19 protein-coding genes and 1 tRNA gene are annotated in these 17,643 nt (G+C 68.0%); 7 read left to right on the top strand and 13 right to left on the bottom strand.

Features of this window, described 5'->3' with window-relative positions; translation table 11 throughout:
• Nucleotide 1 precedes the first annotated feature (1 nt).
• A complete protein-coding gene (locus tag HHL28_RS03905; protein ID WP_169654716.1) occupies nucleotides 2-1,396 on the bottom strand; it encodes a TRM11 family methyltransferase in 1,395 nt (464 codons plus the stop codon).
• Nucleotides 1,397-2,256: 860 nt separating this feature from the next.
• Between HHL28_RS03905 and HHL28_RS03900 the strand changes: the two genes are divergently transcribed.
• Entirely contained in the window at nucleotides 2,257-2,484 is a 228-nt protein-coding gene (locus HHL28_RS03900; protein ID WP_075770690.1) for a transposase, read from the top strand.
• A gap of 66 nt (nucleotides 2,485-2,550) precedes the next feature.
• Here the strand turns inward: HHL28_RS03900 and HHL28_RS03895 are convergent, their stop codons facing one another.
• The 11 genes from HHL28_RS03895 to HHL28_RS03845 all read right to left on the bottom strand — a co-directional run bounded on the left by HHL28_RS03895 (nucleotide 2,551) and on the right by HHL28_RS03845 (nucleotide 12,035).
• Nucleotides 2,551-3,450 (bottom strand): TniB family NTP-binding protein, encoded by a 900-nt coding sequence (locus HHL28_RS03895; protein ID WP_075770691.1) that lies wholly within the window; start codon nucleotides 3,448-3,450, stop codon nucleotides 2,551-2,553.
• The gene (locus tag HHL28_RS03890) at nucleotides 3,444-5,420 is read right to left on the bottom strand and encodes a Mu transposase C-terminal domain-containing protein (protein ID WP_075770692.1); all 1,977 of its coding nucleotides are present in this window, start codon (nucleotides 5,418-5,420) and stop codon (nucleotides 3,444-3,446) included. The genes HHL28_RS03895 and HHL28_RS03890 overlap by 7 nt, the downstream gene beginning before the upstream one ends.
• A 22-nt stretch (nucleotides 5,421-5,442) precedes the next feature.
• Nucleotides 5,443-6,003, bottom strand: a complete 561-nt coding sequence (locus HHL28_RS03885) for a TnsA endonuclease N-terminal domain-containing protein (protein WP_404326434.1) — start codon at nucleotides 6,001-6,003, stop codon at nucleotides 5,443-5,445.
• A gap of 249 nt (nucleotides 6,004-6,252) precedes the next feature.
• Nucleotides 6,253-7,440, bottom strand: coding sequence for a TniQ family protein (locus tag HHL28_RS03880; protein WP_169654714.1), 1,188 nt, complete (start codon nucleotides 7,438-7,440; stop codon nucleotides 6,253-6,255).
• Nucleotides 7,441-7,820: 380 nt separating this feature from the next.
• Nucleotides 7,821-7,896, bottom strand: a tRNA-Phe gene (locus tag HHL28_RS03875).
• A gap of 130 nt (nucleotides 7,897-8,026) precedes the next feature.
• Nucleotides 8,027-8,239 carry a DNA gyrase inhibitor YacG gene (yacG, locus tag HHL28_RS03870; RefSeq protein ID WP_075770695.1) on the bottom strand — a complete coding sequence of 71 codons (213 nt, stop codon included), beginning with the start codon at nucleotides 8,237-8,239 and terminating at the stop codon, nucleotides 8,027-8,029.
• 40 nt (nucleotides 8,240-8,279) lie between these two features.
• Nucleotides 8,280-9,473 carry a ribonuclease E/G gene (locus tag HHL28_RS03865; RefSeq protein WP_075770696.1) on the bottom strand — a complete coding sequence of 398 codons (1,194 nt, stop codon included), beginning with the start codon at nucleotides 9,471-9,473 and terminating at the stop codon, nucleotides 8,280-8,282.
• Nucleotides 9,470-10,102 (bottom strand): Maf family protein, encoded by a 633-nt coding sequence (locus HHL28_RS03860; protein ID WP_075770697.1) that lies wholly within the window; start codon nucleotides 10,100-10,102, stop codon nucleotides 9,470-9,472. The genes HHL28_RS03865 and HHL28_RS03860 overlap by 4 nt, the downstream gene beginning before the upstream one ends.
• Before the next feature lie 14 nt (nucleotides 10,103-10,116).
• Nucleotides 10,117-10,335 carry a translation initiation factor IF-1 gene (infA, locus tag HHL28_RS03855; RefSeq protein WP_012566833.1) on the bottom strand — a complete coding sequence of 73 codons (219 nt, stop codon included), beginning with the start codon at nucleotides 10,333-10,335 and terminating at the stop codon, nucleotides 10,117-10,119.
• Nucleotides 10,336-10,564: 229 nt separating this feature from the next.
• Nucleotides 10,565-10,948, bottom strand: coding sequence for a VOC family protein (locus HHL28_RS03850; protein ID WP_075770698.1), 384 nt, complete (start codon nucleotides 10,946-10,948; stop codon nucleotides 10,565-10,567).
• A gap of 232 nt (nucleotides 10,949-11,180) precedes the next feature.
• Nucleotides 11,181-12,035: a TroA family protein gene (locus tag HHL28_RS03845; RefSeq protein ID WP_075770699.1), complete on the bottom strand. Its 855-nt coding sequence runs from the start codon at nucleotides 12,033-12,035 to the stop codon at nucleotides 11,181-11,183.
• Nucleotides 12,036-12,142: 107 nt separating this feature from the next.
• Between HHL28_RS03845 and HHL28_RS03840 the strand changes: the two genes are divergently transcribed.
• From HHL28_RS03840 to mobA, 6 genes are all read left to right on the top strand, one after another.
• Nucleotides 12,143-12,838 carry an ABC transporter permease gene (locus HHL28_RS03840; RefSeq protein WP_075770700.1) on the top strand — a complete coding sequence of 232 codons (696 nt, stop codon included), beginning with the start codon at nucleotides 12,143-12,145 and terminating at the stop codon, nucleotides 12,836-12,838.
• 2 nt (nucleotides 12,839-12,840) lie between these two features.
• Entirely contained in the window at nucleotides 12,841-13,569 is a 729-nt protein-coding gene (locus tag HHL28_RS03835; RefSeq protein WP_075770701.1) for an ATP-binding cassette domain-containing protein, read from the top strand.
• A 23-nt stretch (nucleotides 13,570-13,592) separates the two neighbouring features.
• A complete protein-coding gene (locus HHL28_RS03830; protein ID WP_083699025.1) occupies nucleotides 13,593-14,414 on the top strand; it encodes a substrate-binding domain-containing protein in 822 nt (273 codons plus the stop codon).
• 10 nt (nucleotides 14,415-14,424) lie between these two features.
• Entirely contained in the window at nucleotides 14,425-15,324 is a 900-nt protein-coding gene (locus HHL28_RS03825; protein ID WP_075770702.1) for a helix-turn-helix transcriptional regulator, read from the top strand.
• Nucleotides 15,325-15,417: 93 nt separating this feature from the next.
• Nucleotides 15,418-16,314: a formate dehydrogenase accessory sulfurtransferase FdhD gene (gene fdhD / locus HHL28_RS03820; protein ID WP_404326430.1), complete on the top strand. Its 897-nt coding sequence runs from the start codon at nucleotides 15,418-15,420 to the stop codon at nucleotides 16,312-16,314.
• Nucleotides 16,304-16,987 (top strand): molybdenum cofactor guanylyltransferase MobA, encoded by a 684-nt coding sequence (gene mobA / locus HHL28_RS03815; protein ID WP_075770703.1) that lies wholly within the window; start codon nucleotides 16,304-16,306, stop codon nucleotides 16,985-16,987. The genes fdhD and mobA overlap by 11 nt, the downstream gene beginning before the upstream one ends.
• A gap of 258 nt (nucleotides 16,988-17,245) precedes the next feature.
• Here mobA and HHL28_RS03810 read toward each other — a convergent pair whose 3' ends face one another.
• Nucleotides 17,246-17,605: a hypothetical protein gene (locus HHL28_RS03810; protein WP_404326428.1), complete on the bottom strand. Its 360-nt coding sequence runs from the start codon at nucleotides 17,603-17,605 to the stop codon at nucleotides 17,246-17,248.
• Nucleotides 17,606-17,643: the final 38 nt, after the last annotated feature.

Here is a 17,643-nt window from a genome sequence, read left to right as displayed (position 1 = left end):
TTCATTCTCCGTGCCTTAGCACAAGGATGTGCTCGCGCTTCATCGTTTCGCTGCTCGCGTTTCGGTTGGGCATACGCTTGTGCCGAATAACCCGCGTGAGTTCAGCAACGTAGGTGCAGCCCCTCGCCTCCAGAAGTTCCGTAATGATCTTGTCAGTAGGGATCGCGCATCCACTGATGTTTCGGTTGCCTACCGTCCAGATGAGATAGGCATCCTGCTTCATCACCGAAAGCATGGAGTCGATTGCTAGCGTCACGTCTGCGTAGAAGGACATCAACCTTTGCCTGCCCGTGCCGCCGCTTGGTAGCTTTGCCCAAGCTTTCTTCAGCGCCCGACTTCCCTCCAGAAGCCTGCTAGGATCAGGTCGCTTCGCCGCCACCTTCCCGCCACCCAAGCTCCTTTGATCAATCTCGCGAGTAGACTTCAAGAAGTCGGGCGAAGCGCCCTCGTCTATGTCGGCAAGATCTATCCAATTCAGAGGCAAGTAGGAGTGCTGGCCATAAGTTACGGTCGTCACATTGTCGCCGTAGGGAGGCGAGGTCATCATGAGGTCGAATTTCTTCTCGCTGCCCCATATGCCGCTCATCGTTTCCGTAGTGTCGGCGAGCTTCACCACCGTATCTCGTAAATACTTCCCAGCAGTAACGAACCCATTGTCATTAAGAGCTGCGCGGAAGCCTAAAAGCGATTTTGCGTTCTGTGCGGCCAGGCGTTCAAACTCGTCGATGGGGGACTGGTCCCTGCGATTGATGTCTTCCTCGGTACGAACATGCAGCTTGTAAGTCGACGTCCGGTCATTGCTGGTCAGGCGAATGGTCTCTGCGAGGGTTGTCCATAGAAGCCTGCGCATCCACAGATTTGACTCGTTCCTGATTGATCGCCGCAACGCGGACAACTCAAGGGCGACTTCTTGCTTGAACCACTTTTCTCTGTTCGGCATGGCCGTTTCAACGACCTGGGATTTGTCGCCACGGGCGTCGGAGACTGCGCGCCGCACCTTCTCCGCGATGTCCGCATCCACCTCCCTTGCGGTCCGAAGCCGGCTGATCAGTACCGCCAGTGGGTTGATGTCGTTTCCATGTACCGACATACCCAAGTGCATTCCGCTCACTAGGGACGTACCCGAGCCGCAAAACGGATCATATAAGGATATGCCTTCACGCTGGGAACACACCACTGCCTCTAGCAGCCTACGCTGAACGATGGGGACCATCATCGCCGGGTATTGGAAAACCCGATGCCCGCTATCGGTACGGTCCCTGTTCGGTGGAGACCAAAGGTGCTCGTCGTCCTGCTTCTCGCGGAGCAAACTGCGGATGCGGAAATCGATTTTTCTGAAATCCTCCTTGACTGACACTGCCCTAGATGGCCCTAAATATTTGAATTGGAAATTCATCTTGTTGAGTATCCAAAGGGTAATTTGAGCATTATTTCCATTTCGGCGCCACCACAGGAGGCCTAACAGACTTTAACAGGGAACTCGTGGTCAGGAAAGGACATATTCCCGCATCGGAGGTCCTTTGGACGGTGGCTGGGAGCCATCCACCGCCATAGGGTACGACCAAAGCCATTTCAGAGTACCGTTGCCAAAGCTGTGGCCAGCCCTCCCAGCGGGGACGGAGCATCATTGCCGGAGGAGCACCTGACGCGGAACGCTGTTGACAAATGCTTGTGACATTAATCTTCGTGGGAGGAACCCTGCCTTGCGGCGATCAGGGTTCGGTTTTGACTCGTCTCACTTGGCGCATGAGGAGGAGCGATGAATCATCTGCACAATCCATCGGCGATAACGTCCTGGGCTTACAATGATCGTCTAAGGATCGCCTTTCAACTACTTCTATATTTATAAGGAGCCGGACTTGTTGATAAGGCGAGAGTGCCGGAAGCGGTCGACAAGATGTTGACAACTTGGGCGAATCGGAAAAAAGGTAGGCCAATGCGGACAATCACTTTAAAAGGCAGAGCTATAGCGCTCCTCGGCGATCTTCCGGCATACGATTCAGATGAGCCGCATGATGAGAACCTATCCGCCAAGATGAAGGATTATGGGAGCGCGCTCATCGAGGAAGGGTTTTCGGTGATCCTGCCGTGCGGGACAGGTGGGTGGAGATATAGGAGGACAATCTCCGGTGAGGTGCTTTTGAGAGATACAGGATATTTTTCCGGCGGAGTACCGTACTAATTGGTCCGGTCGCTTGCGCCGGTGGAGTCGCTTTCCGCACTTTGCAGTTCACCGCCTGGGCCTGTTTCAGGAGCATGCAGAAGGCCTGGGCCGAGCAGCCGGACCGCCTGGCCGCGGCGCGCATGCCGCAGGGTACGGCCTTCGCCACCCCGCCCGCTATCGCCGCGGGCATGCTGCGCCGGGCCGTCACGGCGGGGGAGCCGTTTGCCTGGGCGGAGGCCGACAGCATCTGCGGCACCTGGGAGCTGGAGGACGCCCTACGGCGGACGAGCCGGCCCTGGCCATCACCTTGGTCGACATAGCGACGGGTCCATCAAGCCATCGCTAAGGCCGTTCACCTCAGGCTTCCGCTGCAACTTTGATGCTAGTCACCGCGCCGCTCGCCGCCTCTCGCTGGGCATCACCCACGGCACCTTGTCCAGCGTCTCCATGTCGATCACCTCGCGGCCGGTCTGGATGGCTACCTCGGCGGCGATGGACATCAGCTTGCAGGTTTCGCCGGTCAGGCCCTCGGCCATGCGGTGGATGCGGCTGACCAGGTCCTTGGAGCGGAAGGAGCTCTCCTCGCGCAGCTCCAGGCTCTTCACGAAGCGGGAGACGAAGAGGCCGTACTCGGCGCTGATGGTCCAGCGGGGGATGCCGATCGGCTCGAAGCGGTTGCCCAGCTCCGGGCTGGTCTGGAAGACGCGGACGGCGTCCTGGGTGCCCATGGCCACCACCGGGATGCGAAGCTCGTTGGACAGGCTCTTCAAGCTGTTCAGCACCATGATCCGCGAGTCGGGCTTGCCCACCAGCAGGTTGTTCACCTCGTCCACCACCAGCATGCGCGTGCCCACGGCCGGCAGCAGGTGCAGAATCTGGTCCCACTTGCCCTGGGCCCGGGTGGAGGTGCGGTAGGGCGCGTCCAGGGCGCGCAGGATGGAGTCGTAAAGGCCCACCAGGTCCGCGTAGGGCGGGGAGTGGCAGTAGACGACGGGCAGCTTGCCATACTGCGGGTCGCCCTCCTGCGGGGTGACGTCGCGGATGAACTTCCTGGCCAGGGCGGTCTTGCCGTTGTTGGTGTCGGCGTAGATCAGGTTGCAGGGCGGCCGCGGCACCTCCGGGTGCTCGTACAGCCAGGCGAACCGGCGCAGGATCAGGCTGCCGGCCTCGTAGTCCACGTAGCGCGGGCTGCGGATGCGCAGCAGGCGGTGCTCCAGGTCCGGGGTGGCCGGGATCTCGAAGCCCAGGATGCCCTGGCGGGCGAACAGTTCCGGGGTGCTCACCATATCTCCACCCCCTTGCTGATCTCATCCTCGGGGAAGTCGAAGCTGTCGGACGGCGCCGCCGGTGCCTTGGCGGGGTTGTCCACCACGAGGGAGAGGTGCGGCTTGCCTCCCCTGCCCTTCCGGGGGGCCTGGGGCGCCGGCGCCGGGCCTACTGGGGCGGGCGGCGCCGCGGCGGTGATGCCGGGCGGGTCCAGGGTCAGGTCCTCCCGGTGCCGGCGCATCTCGTCCCGCTTGGCCCGCTGCCGGCGGACACGCTTCGTCTCCCGCTTGGCCCCGTCGGCGATCCGGTGCATGTCCTCGAACGCGGCAAAGATGGCGGCCTCGTCCTCCGCCTGCTTCCCCTGGCGTTCCAGCCAGTTCAGGGCCGCCTTGTATTCCCAGAGCGAGATGGAGGGCCGGCCATAGTCCCGGTACGGGATCTCCACGTAATCCTTCAGCCCCGGGTCCAGGAAGTAGAGCTTGCTGATGTCCGTCGGGTCGCGGCGGACCTTGAACTTGCGCAGGCGGCTGCCCTCGCGGGACCGGACGTGCTGGGAGATCAGAGGGTCCCTGTACCAGATCTTGTCCCAGACGATCCCCTCCGGCTGCACCGTGCGCTCCGCGAAGGGCAGGAAGTCCAGCCGCAGGCGCCTTGGGTTGGCGATCGGGTCGGGCAGGCCGGTCGGCCGCTTCACCGTGCCGCCCCCGATGACGCCGTCATTCCAGCGGGCCAGGGGCGGCTGCTTGATCCCGTCATGGACCTTGTTGTGGTAGATGCCGACGATGAGGGTCAGCAGCCAGTGGCGCAACTCCGCCAGGGTCATGCAGGCCTTGCCGCTGGAGTCGTACTCGCCCCGTTTCTTGGGGTTGGAGAAGGTGGTTCCGGGCAGCGCGTGGATCTGCCCGCCCAGCGTGCCGCAGAGCCGCTCGATGTGGCCGCCATAGTGGGGCGTCTTGGGTGGGCGGAACTCGTAGAGGATGTCGTGCTCGTCCAGGGTGTCCCGGATCAGGTGGCTGCGGAAATCCTTGCCGTTGTCGGCGTGGACCATGCGGGGCTTGCCCCAGACCGGCCACTCCCCCTTAATCCCCAGCCGCTCCAGCTCCGCCTTCTTGTCCAGCATCCCATGGCAGAGGCAGAGCCCCACGGCGAATGCGCTCGGCCGGTCCAGGGACAGGTGGTAGCCGAACACCATCCGGCTGAACACGTCGATGGCCAGGGTCAGCCAGGGACGGCCGATCGGCAGACGCTGTTCCTCGTCCACCACGATGATGTCGAGGAGGGTGTGGTCGATCTGCACGACGGCCAGCGGGGCATCCGCGCCCGGGAACTCACCCTTCACGGCGCCGAACTTGTCATGGGCGGCCTTCTTGCCCTGCCGCTTCAGCACCTTCTCCTGCGGTTCCAGCGCATCCAGCCGCGCCCGGATGGTCGAGGCATGGGGCTTGGGCAGCTTGGCGGCCCGGCAGCGCCGGTGGACCTCCTCGATCGTCCGCTGGCCATTCGGCTTCTGGTCGGTCAGGTAGAAATCCTTGATGACGCTGCTGATGACGGCCTCCACCTTCGGGTCCAGCAGCTTGGGCATCGGCTTGCCCCGCCGGCGGGGCGCCAGGTCGGACAGGAGCCGGCGGCCCTCGTAGGCCTTCATCCAGCGGTAGATGGTCGGGTAAGTCGTGCCGTGAGCCTCCGCCGCGGCACAGACCCGCTCATGGATCCCGGGCCCCTGGTGGGCCAGGAGCGGCTTGATGATGGAGAAGCGGCGCTTCGCCTCGGCTAGGTCGTCCGGGTGCAAGGCGTCCAGCAGGCGCCGCTCCGGGTTGGCGGAGGGCTTCGGTTCCGGCGCCGACAGCTCCCACACCGGGACGACATGCGGGTCGCCGCCGTTCGGGTCCTCCAGCAGCACGGAGGTGGCGGTCACCGCCTGCCCGACGCGGAAGATTTGGGACCGCCAGCGCACCAGGGACCCGGGCTTGTAGCTGATGCCGCCCGTCATGGCGAAACCTCCCCGCAGATCATCATGGGCTCCGTTCCCGGGGCAGGGTCAGTGGCGTGGTGGCGGCCACCGGCTGGTCGAGGTCGGCCGCAAGTTCCAGCCGTGCCACGAGCGTCCAGACGTCCGGCAGCAGGGCCGGGGCGCCTGCGGCACTCTCCGGGCCACTGGCAGCCAGCTCCCGCACCGTGAGCACCCGGGCCAACCGCACGGAGGCGATGAGCGCGTCCCGCCGGCCGGCAGGGACGGACCTGTCCCGGTAGGGCAGCAGGAACTTCGCGTTCTCCAGCCGCGCGGTGCGGATCGCCTGTTCCGTCGCGACCTCGAATCGCCAGCCCATGTCGGCCGCATAGGCCCGGGCCGCCGCGAAACGCGCCTCCAGCTCGCCGGCGAGGAGAGCCTTGTCGGTGGAATACTTCACCTCCACCAGCCTGGGCGGCCGGGCATCGCGGTAGGTCACCAGGAAATCCGGCACATAGCTGCCGCCCCCTGGCAGGCGGATGCGGACGGGCTGCTCCTCCAGCGTCGCGACAGCCAAGTCGAAACGCTGCAGCAGGGCGAAGTCGCGCTCCAGGGTGGACTCCACATCTACGCCCCGCCGGCCCGGCCCCATGGGCACCCGTCCCCCGACACTCCGATAGCACAAACCAATCTTGCGAACGGGCATATACCCTCCAACCCCCAAGGGTTAATCACCCGTATCATGATGTGCGTAAAGCGCTTCGCGTGCTTTCTTCGCGTGGCGCGGGAAGGTTGAGGCATTTGCGCAACAGACTATCCAGCCAGGGTCCCACGCCCTCTCCGGCGTTGTGGGCCGCGGCGCGGGCGGCTGCCTTCACCTCGGGCGACACGCCGTCCAGCTTCCAGTACCGGCCCTCCCCCAGCGCGCACCGTCGGTGGCAGGGTCGGCCAGGTCACTGATGGCCAGCAGCTTCGTCCCCATCAGGGCGATGAGGTTCCGGTAGGTGCCGGGCCGGCCGGCGCCGGCGAGGACCTGCTTGGCGGCCAGAACCTCTTCTCGGTGTCCGGCCCGCTGCTCCCGGTCCAGGTGCCAGGCCACGGCGTCTGCCAGGGCGAAGGGCTGCCGGTCGCCATGGCGCTTGCGGATGTGGCTGCTGGCCAGCCCGACGGCCTTGCCGGCCGCGACGAAGCGATGGGGCCAGTCCTGCACCAGGTAGTGGGCCATGGCCAGCAGGATTGACCGCGGCCGGGGTGCCAGGTGGGCGATGTCCTTGACCCTGGGCACCGACGCGGGCGGCAGGTCCAGGCCTGGCTCCCTCGCCGCCACCCAGCGGCGCAGGGCATAGGCGTGGGGGCCGCCGGCGAGGAGCCGCATCACGGCGGCCAGGACGTCCAGGGCAGCGAAGGAATAGGTCGGGCCGTAAGCACCCAGGTCGACCCACCCCTCGCCCACAGCAGCCATCCAGGCGGCCTGGAGCGGGCCTGTGTCCACCGGGGGCGGCACCGATGCCCACCGCCGCGCGTCGCTGCCACAGGACCAGCAGCGGAAGCCAGAGCGGTTGTCCTGCTGGAGAAAGCCCAGCGGCTCGCCACAATCCCCGCAGCGGTCCACCAACAGGGCTCCGTGCGTGGCGCAGGTGGTGACGAAGGCCAGCCGCCAAGACAGCCTGAGGTGCGGCACCGGGTCGGTGGAGAGGCACTGGGGGCAGACCTGCTGCCCGAAGCAGCGTTTCCCGGCCTGACGCCCAGCAGGCGGGAGCCAGGGAAGGATGACACGGCCATCCGGGTCTTGCTCAAAGACCCGACCGGCCAAGCCTTGGAAGCTGGCAGCCCGGATCGCTTCAGCCTCAACCCCCGCGCCGTCGGACAGGGCGTGGATCAGGCCAGGCTCGGCGTGCCGGTCCAGGTCGGGGACGCTGTTGCCGCCCGCCGGCAGGCAGCAGCGGTAAAGGTCGCGCGGCCGGTGCCCATTGGCCGCGGCGACGCGGACGAACCATGAGGTGAGCGATTCACCTGCAATCAGCTCCGGCCTGCCTGGCCACCGACCCGTTCGCCCCGCCATGCCAACCCCCATCTGTGCGAGGCAGGATCATGTATGCGGGCGCCGGGGCGCGTCCTCGGGGAAACAGCATACATCGGCATGCAGTTGAGGATGCCTGCCGCGGGAGCCGAACGCCGGGTGGCGGTACCCAGGCTTTGCGGATCGTTCGTGTGAGTAAATGGATTCGGAGGGCGTCGTCATGCCCGTGCGCGCCAACGCGGCAAAACTGGCTTTCTTGCCGATCCGCGCTCGCTAAGCTGTTCAGATCGCAAGAAAATCGGGCGGCATGGAGAGTCGGTTTACTCGCACGAACGAGGCACCAAGTCCATTTACCAGCCGGTTTCTAGCAATTACGTCTGAAACCGACAGTTGGGTCTACGCTGACCGCATCTTGCTGATCGTGGTGCCCAGGGGCGGAATCGAACCACCGACACGGGGATTTTCAGTCCCCTGCTCTACCAACTGAGCTACCTGGGCACACCGCGATCAAACCGGGCTAAGCCGCTGGATTTCCTGGCTGCTTTGCCCCCCACCGTCGTTCCGCCGTGGGCGGCGCCCGGTGAGGAGCGCGGTATAGACAAAAAATTTTGGGCTGTCCAGCACCTGATTACGGGTCCTCATCGAATTTTTCAGCCCCGGCCTTGTCGTCCTGCTCCCCCGCCGGGACGCGGTAGACGCCGCCGAGCCAGCGGGACAGGTCCACGTCGGCGCAGCGCTTGGAACAGAAGGGCTTGGCCTCCGGCACGGCCGGGCGGCCGCAGATGGGGCAGGCGGATTTCTTCGGCCGGGCGTCGGCCAGGTTGATCGGGTCGGTGGGCATCGGGTCGGCAAACCTGGTGGGCGGGCGGGAAGGACGGGTGTCAGGCCGGGTCCGGCTCGGCGGCGCCCGGGCCGCCCGGCGCGCCGTCCAACAGGGCGGACAGGGGCGGGCCGCGGCGGGCACGGGTCAGCTCCACCAGCCCCAGCTTCGACATGCCATAGACATGGGTACCCGCGGGGTCGTCGGAAACCGCCGTGCTGAGCGCCTGGAGCACGGCTTCCCGGTCCCCGGCGCGGGACAGGCTGACGAAGTCCACCACCACGATGCCGCCCAAATTGCGCAGGCGGAGCTGGCGGGCAATCTCCCGGCAGGCGTCCAGGTTGGTGGCAAGGGCGTTGCCCCGCTCCCCCCCGTTCACGTCCACCACGGTCAGCGCCTCCGTCCGCTCGATCACCAGGGAGCCGCCTTGGGGCAGCGGCACCCGTGTGCCCAGCAGTTGGTGGATGGCCCCGTCCACGTCCCCTTCCTCGAACAGGGCGCCGGACCCCTTGTGGGGGGTGAGCAGGGGTTCCAGGTCCGGGGCGCGGGTACGGCACCAGGCGCGCACCTCTGCCAACAGGTCGGCGCCATCAACCCGGATCGAGTCCACCCCGGCGCCGGTCCATTCCACCAGCGCCCGTTCCGCGGCGGTGGGCGCAGGCCGCAAGGGGCGGGGCGGGCTGCCCTGTGCCAGCGCCTGGACGGCGTGCCAGTCGGCGAGGTGCGCCTCCGCCTCCTGCAACACCAGGCCGGGGTTGGCGCCCAGGGCGTCGGCGCGCAGGATCCAGCCGCCCTGGCGGGGCAGCGCGTCGGCCAGGAGCTGCTTCAGCCGCCCCACCTCCGGCCCCTTGCCCAGGCGGCGGGAGACGTGGAGCCCCTGCCCCAGCGGCGCGTGGACGACGAAGCGGCCGGGCAGGCTTACATCCATGGTGACGGTGGCGCCCTTGGCCCCGTGGGCGTCGGCCTTGACCTGGACGATGACGGTCTGGCCGGTGCGGAGGAGTTGGCCGATGCGGGCGTCACGTTTCCCGGGACGCACGTCGCTGGCATTCAGCAGGGCCTGCTGCCGCTCCCCGATCTCCACGAAGGCGGCGTCCAGCCCGGCGGCGAGGCGGGTCACCTTGCCCAGCAGCACCGCGCCCAGCAGGGAGGGCCGGTCTTCCCGGTCGATGGTCAGGTCGGTCAGGGTCCCCCGCTCCAGCAAGGCGGCGCGGCGGAAGGGGCCGCGCCGGTCCAGCAGCAGGGTGCGGCTCATGAGTCGGCCTTCAGGCCCAGCGGGTCGATGCCCGCGGCGCGGAGAAGTCCGCCCACCTCCGCCAAGGGCAGGCCGACGATGTTGGGATAGCTGCCGATCACCTCACGCACGAACAGGCTGGCGAGACCCTGGATGGCGTAGCCGCCGGCCTTGCCCTTCCATTCGCCGGAGCGGACATAGGCCTCGATCTCCTCCGCCCCCAGGGTGCGGAAGGCGACGACTGTCGTGACGGTTCGGGTCCAGGTGCGGCCGTCGGCGCCGATCAGGCAGACGCCGCCGAACACCTTGTGCCGGCGGCCGGACATCAGTTCCAGGCAGGCCTGTGCCTCCGCCGGCTCCTCCGTCTTGGGCAGGATGCGGCGGCCCACGCCCACCACCGTGTCGGCGGCCAGGATGACGGAGCCCGGGTGGCGCGGGGCGACCTTGGCGGCCTTTTCCGCGGCCACGCGGCCGGCATAGGGGCCGGGAAGCTCCCCCTTCAGCGGGGTCTCATCAATGTCGGCGGGGTCGATGGCGTCGGGCACCAGCCCGATCTGGGCCAACAGGTCGCGGCGGCGCGGCGAACTGCTGGCCAGCACGAATCGCGGGCGGCCCGGGTGGTTCAGCCCTGGAATCGTGCCGGCTTTCATGGGCAGCGGCCCGCTTACTTGAAGCGGAAGGTGATGCGGCCCTTGGTCAGGTCGTACGGCGTCATCTCGACGTTGACGCGGTCACCAGCCAGCACGCGGATGCGGTTCTTACGCATCTTGCCCGAGGTATGGGCCAGCACTTCATGGTTGTTATCGAGCTTCACACGGAACATCGCGTTGGGCAGCAGTTCGGTCACCGTGCCGGAAAACTCGATCAGATCTTCCTTCGCCATCTCTTCCTGTAAACCCGGGTGGAAAGGCGGGCAAATAGGTGATTGGCCCGTGAGTTCCGGTCAAGTGTTTTAAAAGCATGGATGCGCAACCTTCCCCTTTCGGCGAGGGCTGTGCCGGGGACGACACGGGGGCCCGGTTCCTTCTCCCTGGGGAGGGGGAGGTTCCGACGAACCCACCTCCCTCACCCGCCTCGCTTCGCTCGGCACCCTCTCCCCCGGGAGAGGGAACTCACCCCGCCTTCTTCATCACGAAGGCGTTCAGCTTGTTGCCGTCGGGGTCGCGGAAATAGGCGGCGTAGAAGCCGCCCTGTTCGCCGCGGTAGCCGGGCTTGCCCTCGCAGGTGCCGCCGTGGGACAGGGCGATGTCGTACAGCCGGTCCACCTGCTCCGTGCTGTTGGCCTCGAACGCCACCATGACGCCGTTGCCGATGGTAGCGGGCTTGCCATCATAGGGCTTCATCAGGCAGACGCCGGCAGCGCCGCCTGCCTCACCCCAGGCGATGCCGCCGGGCCATTCCATCATCCGGCCGGTGCCCAATTCCTTGGCGATGGCGTCATAGAAGGGCGCACCGCGCTCCAGGTCGTTGGTGCCAAGCGTGACATAGCCGATCATGGTTCCGTTCCCCCAAATTCGATCTGGTTATGTCGGAACAATACGTGAACAGACAACTGCCTGTCCAGGGGGGAAAACTTTCGAATTCGAAAGTGCCTTTGGCGCTTTCCTCAGGTGCTCCCCTCTTGGGGGGCCGGGGCAAGCTCCGCCACAGCAGCGGCTTGGCTTGGGCGGGCACGGGCTCGCGCAAGCCAAGCCGCTGGGACGTGTTTACAGTAAGCGTAAACACGCCCTAATCCACCCCGAACAGGCGTCGCACCCATCCCTCCCCCTCATGCCGGGCGGTGGCGGGGTCGCCGGCGATGAGGTGGTGCAGCCAGGCGAGGCCGGCGAGGCGGTTGATGCCGGGGGGCCGGTCCAGCCAGGGGAACGGCAATGCCGGGGCGGCGGCGACATGGTCCTGGCGGAGGGCCGGCAAGTCGGCAAGGGCCGGGTTGGCCCGGAGTGCGGCAGGGGCGGCGGGGTCCAGGGTGACGATCCAGTCCGGGGCGAAGGCCGCGAGGTCCGCGGGACCCAAAGGCACCAGCAGGCCCGGCCCCGCGGCGGGCGGCAGGGCGGCGCCCAAATGGGCGAACAGCTCCCGCGCCAGGGCGCCCTCCGCCGGGGTCTCCAGCCCGTCGGGGCCGCAGCCGTAATGGATGCGGCAGCCGTTGAGGGCACCGGCGGTGGCGGCGAGCAGGGCAGCCGCGGCTTCCGCCAGGCTTTCGGCACGATCCGCCACGCCCAACGCCCGTCCCAGGGCGCGGACGCTGTCCGGCAGGGCGGCGAGGCGGCCGTCCAGGGTTAGGAACCCGGCCCCGGCTGCGGCGGCCAGGGCGCGGAGCCGGTCCGATTCGGCCGGGTCGGGGCTGCCCACATCCAGCACCAGGGTGGCCCCGACGGCACGGATGGCCCCTTGCCCCACCCCGCGCCGGAGGCGGGGGACGGTGGGCAGGTCGCGGACAACGGCGGGCAGCAGGACCGCCTGCTCTGCCGCCAGGGGGCGGGTCCAGCCGGCCAGGGCCCCGGGGGCCAGGGCACAGGCCAGCACCGCGGCGGGATGGCCGGCGGGGTAGATCCGGTGTGGGGCGGGAGGGTCGGTGGGCATGGTCGGCGGCAGCCTAGGCCGAAGGGCGACGGTGTTCCAGGGTTGAGACAACTTGCATCCTCTCCAGCGGAACTGCAAAATCCTGCATCCTTTACCGGAGAGGCGGGATGGAGGCGTTGGGGGCGGCGGTGGGGTTGATCCTGGCGGGGGACGGCGAGTTGCTGTCCATCGTCGGCCTGTCCCTGCGCGTGACGCTGATGGCCCTGGCGCTGGCCTGCGCCGTGGGGCTGCCCCTGGGCGCCCTGCTGGGGATCAGCCGTTTCCCGGGGCGAGGGGCGGTGATCGTGCTGGTCAACGCCCTGATGGGGCTGCCGCCTGTGGTGGCGGGGCTGCTGGTCTATCTGCTGCTGTCGCGCAGCGGGCCTCTGGGAGACCTGGGCCTGCTGTTCACGCCCACGGCCATGGTGGTGGCGCAGACGGTACTGGTGCTGCCCATCGTCACCGCCGTGACCCGGCAGGTGGTGGAAGACCTCTGGGCCGAGTATGGGGAGCAGTTGCGGTCCTTGGGCTCCGGCCGGGTGCGGGCCGTGCCGACGTTGCTGTGGGACGCGCGCTATTCCCTCGCCACCGGGGTGCTGGCCGGGTTCGGGCGGGCCAGTGCCGAGGTGGGGGCCGTGCTCATCGTGGGCGGCAACATCGCCGGCCATACGAGGACCATGACCACCAGCATCGCGCTGGAGACGGCCAAGGGCAATTTGGCCCTGGCGCTTGGGTTGGGCATCATCCTGCTGGGCTTGGCGCTGGCCATCAACGGGGCGGCCTTTGCCCTGTCCGCCGCCGCCCGGCGCGCGGCCGCGGCGTGACCATGCGCGCCACCCCGTCCCTGCTGCCACTGGCCCTGGACCGCGTGGGATTCCGCGTGGGCGGCGACTGGCTTGTGCGGGACATGAGCTTCAGCGTGGCGGGCACGGGGCGCACCCTGCTGCTGGGACCCAATGGGGCGGGCAAGAGCGTGACCTTGCGCCTGTGCCACGGGCTGCTATCGCCGACGGAAGGAACCGTGCGCTGGGCGGCGGGACAGCCCTGCCCGCCGGGGCCGGGGCGGCATGCCATGGTCTTCCAGAAGCCGGTCTTGCTGCGCCGGTCGGCGCGGGAGAACCTGCTGCACGCCCTGTCCCTGGCCGGGCTGCATGCCCAGGCGGCGGGGGAGCGGGCGGACATGGCGCTGGAGCGGTTCCAGCTTGCCCCCCTGGCCCACCGGCCCGCCCGGGTGCTGTCGGGCGGGGAGCAGCAGCGGCTGGCCATCGCCCGGGCCTGGGCGGTGCAGCCGCAACTGCTGTTCCTGGACGAGCCCACGTCCCACCTGGACCCGGCCTCCACCCGCGCCATCGAGCTGGCGCTGGACCTGTTCCGGGCAGAGGGGACAGCCGTGCTGATGACCACCCACGACCTGGCCCAGGCCCGCCGGCTGGCGGACCGGGTGCTGTTCCTGCACCGCGGCCGGCTGCTGGAAGACCGGCCCGCCGCCGCGTTCTTCACTGATCCCCACACGCGAGAGGCCGCCGCGTACCTGCGCGGCGAGCTGCTGGACTGACGACAAACGAGGAGGAAGCGCCCTTGTCCCTGACCCGCCGCGTCCTGTTGGGCCTTGCCGTTGCCGCCGGCCTGGCCGCCCCCGCCCTGGCGCAGGACAAGCCCTTCATCACCGTCGCCAGCACGACGAGCACGGAGGCATCCGGCCTGTTCAAGCACCTGCTGCCCGATTTCACCAAGAAGACGGGGATCGAGGTGCGGGTGGTAGCCCAGGGTACCGGCCAGGCCATCCAGACCGCCAAGGACGGCAACGCGGACGTGGTGCTGGTCCATGACAAGAAGGCTGAAGAGCAGTTCGTCGCCGACGGCTTCGGGGTGAGGCGGTTCGACGTGATGTACAACGACTTCATCCTGGTGGGTCCGAAGTCCGACCCGGCTAAGGTGAAGGGGACCAAGGACATCGTCGCCGCCCTGAAAGCGGTGGAGGCCGCCAAGGCGCCCTTCGCGTCCCGCGGGGACGACAGCGGCACCGACCGGGCGGAGAAGCGGTTCTGGAAGGAAGCGGGCATCGCGCCCAAGGGCGACTGGTACCGGGAGCTGGGCGCCGGCATGGGCCAGACCTTGAACACCGCCGCGGGCATGAATGCCTATACCCTGGCCGACCGCGGCACCTGGCTGGGCTTCAGCAACCGCCAGGACCTTGTGGTCGCCGTGGAGGGGGACAAGAAGCTGTTCAACCAGTACGGCGTCATCGCCGTGAACCCGGGCAGACACCCCCACGTGAAGGCCAAGCAGGCGCAGGCCTTCGTGGACTGGTTGATCTCCAAGGACGGACAGGCCACCATCGCCGCTTACAAGATCGGCGGCGAGCAGCTTTTCTTCCCCAACGCCGCCGCGGGGTCATGACGGGAGCAGCATGGCGGAGACGTCCGATTACCTGACGGTGCGGGAGGTCGCGGACCTGCTGCGCCTCAAGGAACGCAAGGTCTATGACCTGGTGAAGGAAGGGCGCATCCCCTGCCTGAAGGTCACGGGCAAGTGGCTGTTCCCCCGCGCCCGGGTGGAGCAATGGATCGCCGCCGGCCGGCCCGCGGAGTCGCCCGCCCCCGCCGCGATGTCGGCCCGGCCCGGGATCGTGGCGGGCAGCCGCGACCCCTGGCTGGACTGGTGCATCGCCGAGTCCGGCTGCGGCCTCGCCACCCGGGGCGGCGGCAGCTTGGTCGGGCTAGACGCGGTGTTGAAGGGGGAGGCTTTGGCCGCCGGCCTGCACCTGCTGGACCCCGCCAGCGGCGACTACAACCAGCCCTACGTCGCCGGCCGCGACGGCACGGACGGGCTGGTCCTGGTGGAATGGGCCCGGCGGGAACAGGGCCTGGTCCTGCCGCCGGGCAACCCGCTGGGCATCGCCGGGGTGGCCGATCTGGTGGCGAAGCGCGCCCGCGTCGCCCAACGCCCGGCCACCGCCGGGGCCGCCGTGCTGTTGCAGAGCCTGCTAGCCCTGGAGGGGCGCTCCGTCACCGACCTGACCCTGGTGGACCCGCCGCATGCGACCGGGTTCGAGCTGGGCTTGGCCGTGCTGGACGGAAGGGCGGACGCGGGCTTGGCAACCCGGGCCGTTGCAAGGCGCCTGCACCTGGACTTCCTGCCCCTGCGCTGGGAACGCTTCGACCTGCTGCTGCCCCGCCGCGACTGGTTCGAGCCCCCGTTCCAGACCCTGCTGCGCTTCGCCCGGTCAGGGGTCGCACAGGCCAAGGCGGCGGATTTGTCAGGCTATGACCTGTCCGGGCACGGGATGGTCTGGTGGAACGGGGCGTGAGGCGCGCCAACCTTCCCTGCCCCTCGCCTGTTGCATCCGTCAGCCTATCATAGTGTCCTGCGCCGTCAGCGCGACCGTGCCGGAGGGGGTGACGTGGCCGTCAGCAGTGATTTCCTGTCGGAGTTCATCATCCGGCCCAACCCGGAGGACCCGCGCCTGACCGAGGTGGTGCGGGGTGTCGACCAGACCGGGGCGGCCGTGGACACGGCCGTGACGGTGGAGCGGCCGTTGACCCTGTACCTGAACGGGCAGGAGATCGTCACCATGATGACGATCGGCGACCACCCGGAATACCTGGCGCTGGGCTACCTGCTGAACCAGAACATGCTGCGGGCCGACGACAATGTAACGGCCATCCAGTTCGACGAGGAGCTGGACGTGGTGGTGGTCCGCACCGATCGGCGGACCGACTTCGAGGAGAAGCTGAAGAAGAAGACCCTCACCTCGGGCTGTGCCCAGGGCACCGCCTTCGGCGACCTGATGGAGCGGTTCGAGCAGGTGGCGCTGGCGGAGGACGCGGTGCTGCGGACCTCCTGGCTTTACGCCCTGCTGCACAAGGTGAACACCGCGCCCAGCCTGTACCTGGCCGCGGGCGCCATCCATGGTTGCCTGCTGGCGCAAGGGGACCGGCCACTGGTCTATATGGAGGATGTCGGCCGGCACAACGCCGTGGACAAGATCGCCGGCTGGATGTTCCAGAACCGGGTCCCGCCGGACGACAAGATCTTCTACACGACAGGCCGGCTGACGTCGGAGATGGTGATCAAGACCGTGCAGATGGGCATCCCAATCCTGGTCAGCCGCAGCGGCTTCACCGCCTGGGGCGTGCAGTTGGCGCGGCAGGCGGGGTTGACGCTGGTGGGCCGGGCCCGGGGCAAGCGCTTCGTGGCCCTGTCGGGGGAACACCGCATCGTCTTCGACGCGGACCCGACCTATTCCGAGGAAGAGGCGGCCAGGCACCGCCGCAAGGGGGCGCGGGATGAGGACTGACGGGACGCGGGTGGCCGGCGTGCTGCTGGCGGGCGGCCTTGCCCGGCGCATGGGCGGCGGCGACAAGGGCCTGCAACGGGTGGGCGGCAAGCCCATCCTGCAAAGGGTGGTGGAGCGGGTGCGGCCGCAGGTGGAGCTTCTGCTGCTGAACGCCAACGGCGACCCGGCCCGGTTCGCGGAACTGCCCTACCTGAAAGGCATGCCCGTGGTGCCGGACGGCATCGAGGGGTATGCCGGGCCCTTGGCGGGCGTCCTGGCGGGGCTGGACTGGCTAGCGGACAACGCGCCGGACATCACCGACCTGCTGAGCATCCCCACCGACTGTCCCTTCATCCCGAAGGATCTGCGCGACCACATGGTGGGCGCGCGGGACGGGGCCGGGGCGCAACTGGCCTGCGCCCGGTCCGGCCCGGTGGCGGACCCCGGCGACGGCAGCACGGAAGACGGTTGGCAGGCCCACCCGGTGGTCGGGCTGTGGCCCGTGGCCCTGCGACATGAGCTGCGCCACGCCATGGTCGGCGAGGGCCTGCGCAAGATCGACGCCTGGACGGCGCGCTACCCCCTGGCCTATGCGGACTTCCGGGACGAGCCGGTAGACCCCTTCTTCAACGCCAACACGCCCGAGGACGTGGCGGAGGCGGACCGCCTGGCGGCGGAGTGCCCGGGGTTGTAGCCGGGGGGCGCGCCTTCCTTCCTGATCGCCGCCATCCGGGCGAAATCCCAAGCCCTCAGTCCGCAACAACTCCCGACTCACTTGCTTCCCCTGCGAAAGCAGGGGCCCACAGTTCTTCAACCGGAGAGACGTTGGACGATGGGACAAAAACCGTGGGCCCCTACTTTCGCAGGGGAGGCGGTTGGGCCTGGGATAGGCCGATGTGCCCAGACATGGACGTGTCACGGCGAAGGCCGGGGGGTACGACCTATGGATGCCTCAAACCGGCCGCACGCTGACCACCTTGAAGGGCCGCTGCTCCCCGTCATGTTCGGTGACGGAGACGTACTCGCCCTCCACGAAGCGGTGGCGGTCGAATTTGAAGATGGGCTCGTCGTCCTCGGCGTCCATGCCTTCATAGTGGAAGTACCAGCCGCTGCCGCGGTGGACCAGATGGCCGTGCTCCTCCGGCTCGGCGGCCCAGAAGCGGCGGACGGTGCAGCGGTCGCGACCCTGCTGCCAGCCTTCCTTGTCCAGGTGGCCCTCCGCGTCCAGCGGGGCCATGAACTCATACCCGCGGTCGGACGCGCCCAGCGGGAAACCCTGCATGCGGGCCAGTTCCAGGCGGATCTTCTGCAAGCCCAAGGATTCCTCCATCATTCTTCTTGTTGGCAACC

The sequence above is a fragment of the Aerophototrophica crusticola genome, assembly GCF_012913305.1.
GTDB classification, from domain to species: Bacteria; Pseudomonadota; Alphaproteobacteria; order Azospirillales; family Azospirillaceae; genus Niveispirillum; species Niveispirillum crusticola.
Note: the sequence above shows the minus strand (reverse complement) of the source record. Positions and strands in the feature narration are given on the sequence as shown.